The organism is Pseudomonas sp. TWI923, assembly GCF_039673365.1.
In the GTDB taxonomy this organism is placed as follows: domain Bacteria; phylum Pseudomonadota; class Gammaproteobacteria; order Pseudomonadales; family Pseudomonadaceae; genus Aquipseudomonas; species Aquipseudomonas sichuanensis.
The window spans coordinates 1-2,487 of record NZ_JBDJLM010000159.1 but is presented as its reverse complement, the minus strand read 5'-3'; the positions used below and the strand labels follow the sequence as shown (position 1 = coordinate 2,487).

The window sequence follows — 2,487 nt, the reverse complement described above, 5'->3', positions numbered from 1 at the left end:
AGCCGGCTCCCACAGGGTCTTGTGGGAGCCGGCTTGCCGGCGATGGAGCGCGCAGCGGTCCCGCGTTATTGGCGTCGGAACCGCGCAACCAGGCGACAACGCCAGTTCCTTTCCCAACTACCCTTGTAGACCGTCACTCCTACCCCCATATTGGGGCGACTGACGCGTGAAGGAATCCATCTTGAGCGACCTCCTCAACCGCCGCCTGAGCCTGCTCGGCGACAACCTCGACCTGCTCAAGCAGTGCCTGCACGGCATTGAGCGCGAATGCCTGCGCGTGACCCAAGACGGTCGCCTGGCCCAGACCCCGCACCCCGAAGCCCTGGGTTCGGCGCTGACCAACGAGCAGATCACCACTGACTATTCCGAGTCGCTGCTGGAGTTCATCACCCCAGCCCTGGCCGACCCGGCCAAGGTGCTCGAAAGCCTCGAACAGACCCACCGCTTCGTCTACAGCAAGCTCGGCGAGGAGTTGCTGTGGAGCCCGTCGATGCCCTGCGCGCTGCCGGCCGAGGAGGACATCCCGATCGCCGAGTACGGCACCTCGAACATCGGCAAGCTCAAGCACGTGTACCGCAAGGGCCTGGCCCTGCGTTACGGCCGCACCATGCAGTGCATCGCCGGCATCCACTACAACTTCTCGCTGCCTGAAGCACTGTGGCCATTGCTGCGCGCCGAAGAAGGCAGCGCAGAGGACGACCGCGACTACCAGTCCTCGGCCTACATCGCGCTGATCCGCAATTTCCGCCGCTACAGTTGGCTGCTGATGTACCTGTTCGGTGCCTCGCCGACGCTGGACAAAGGCTTCCTGCGCGGCCGCCCGCACCAGCTCGAAGAGCTCGACGCCAACACCCTCTACCTGCCCTACGCCACCAGCCTGCGCATGAGCGACCTGGGTTACCAGAGCAACGCCCAGGCGGGCCTCACGCCCTGCTACAACAACCTCGCCAGCTACACCGACAGCCTGCGCAAGGCGGTGGGCACGCCCTACCCGCCCTACGTCGAGGTCGGCACGCACAAGGATGGCGAGTGGGTGCAGCTCAACACCAACATCCTGCAGATCGAGAACGAGTACTACTCGAACATCCGCCCCAAGCGCGTGACCTACACCGGCGAGCGGCCGATCCAGGCCCTGATCTCTCGTGGCGTGCAGTACGTCGAAGTGCGTTGCCTGGACATCAACCCGTTCCTGCCGGTGGGCATCGACCTCACCGAAGCGCGCTTCCTCGACGCCTTCCTGCTGCTCTGTGCGCTGGACGACAGCCCGCAGCTGGACAACGGCGAATGCGGCCAGTGCACCAGCAACTTCCTGACCGTGGTCAAGGAAGGCCGTCGCCCGGGCCTTGCGCTGCAGCGTAACGGCCAGCCGATCGCGCTCAAGGACTGGGCCAGCGAGCTCATCGGCCGTATCGGCCAGATGGCCGAGCTGCTCGACCGTGCCCAAGGCGGCAACGAGCACGCCAAGGCCCTGCAAGCCCAGCAAGCCAAGGTCGATGACCCTGAACTGACCCCGTCGGCCCAGGTACTGGCAAGCATGACCGAACACCAGGAGAACTTCGTGCAGTTCTCCCTGCGCCAGAGCCAGCTGCACGCCGAATCGTTCCGCGAGCAGCCACTGGACAGCGCACTGCAACAGGCCTTCGAAACGCTTGCCCGCGAGTCGATCGCCAAGCAGTCCGAGCTGGAACAGGAGGAAGTCGGCGACTTCGACCTGTTCGTCGGCGCCTACCAGGCCAGCATCCTGGCCATCAGCAACTGATGAACCGCTCCGCCACCCCGCGCAAGCCACGCGCCAGCAGCCAGGCCAGGATCGAAGCGATCCTGGCGGCTGCGCGCGAGCTGCTGGCCGGGCAAGGGGTGGCGGGGTTGTCGATCTACAACGTCGCCGAGCGGGCGCAGATCCCGCCGTCGTCGGTGTACCACTTCTTCGCCAGCGTGCCGGCCCTGCTCGAAGCGCTGACCGCCGATGTGCACCGGGCCTTTCGCGAAGCCTTGAGCGCACCGATCGACAGCGCGGCGTTCAGCACCTGGCATGGCCTGTCACGGTTGATCGAGCAGCGCATGCTCGACATCTACAACGAGGACGCCGCAGCGCGGCAACTGATCCTGGCCCAGCATGGCCTGAGCGAAGTGGTCCAGGCTGACCGCCAGCACGACCTGGAACTGGGCGAGTTGATGCACCAGCTGTTCGACCGGCATTTCCAGTTGCCGGCGATGCCGCGGGATGTGCATGTGTTCGCCTTGGCGATGGAGCTGAGCGATCGGGTGTATGCCCGCTCAATGCAGCTGCACGAGCAGATCACCCCGCGCATGGCAGAAGAAGGGATGCGGGTGTTCGAGGCGTATCTGGGGCTGTACCTGCCGCCGTTTCTGGCCAAGCGCCCCAGCTGAAGTCATCGGGGCCTCCCTTCGCGGGTAAATCGGATCGCCGCACCGCCGCTCCCACATGGTCCGCGCAAGTTCTTGACCCTGCGCAGTACCTGTGGG

At 65.3% G+C, this 2,487-nt stretch carries 2 protein-coding genes; both read left to right on the top strand.

All coding sequences use genetic code 11. From position 1 onward, the window contains the following. Positions 1 to 166 precede the first annotated feature (166 nt). Positions 167 to 1,759 (top strand): glutamate--cysteine ligase, encoded by a 1,593-nt coding sequence (gshA, locus tag ABE459_RS25835; RefSeq protein ID WP_323830040.1) that lies wholly within the window; start codon positions 167 to 169, stop codon positions 1,757 to 1,759. Next, complete coding sequence (locus ABE459_RS25830) at positions 1,759 to 2,391, top strand: TetR/AcrR family transcriptional regulator (RefSeq protein WP_323830039.1); 633 nt, start codon at positions 1,759 to 1,761, stop codon at positions 2,389 to 2,391. The genes gshA and ABE459_RS25830 overlap by 1 nt, the downstream gene beginning before the upstream one ends. Positions 2,392 to 2,487 lie beyond the last annotated feature (96 nt).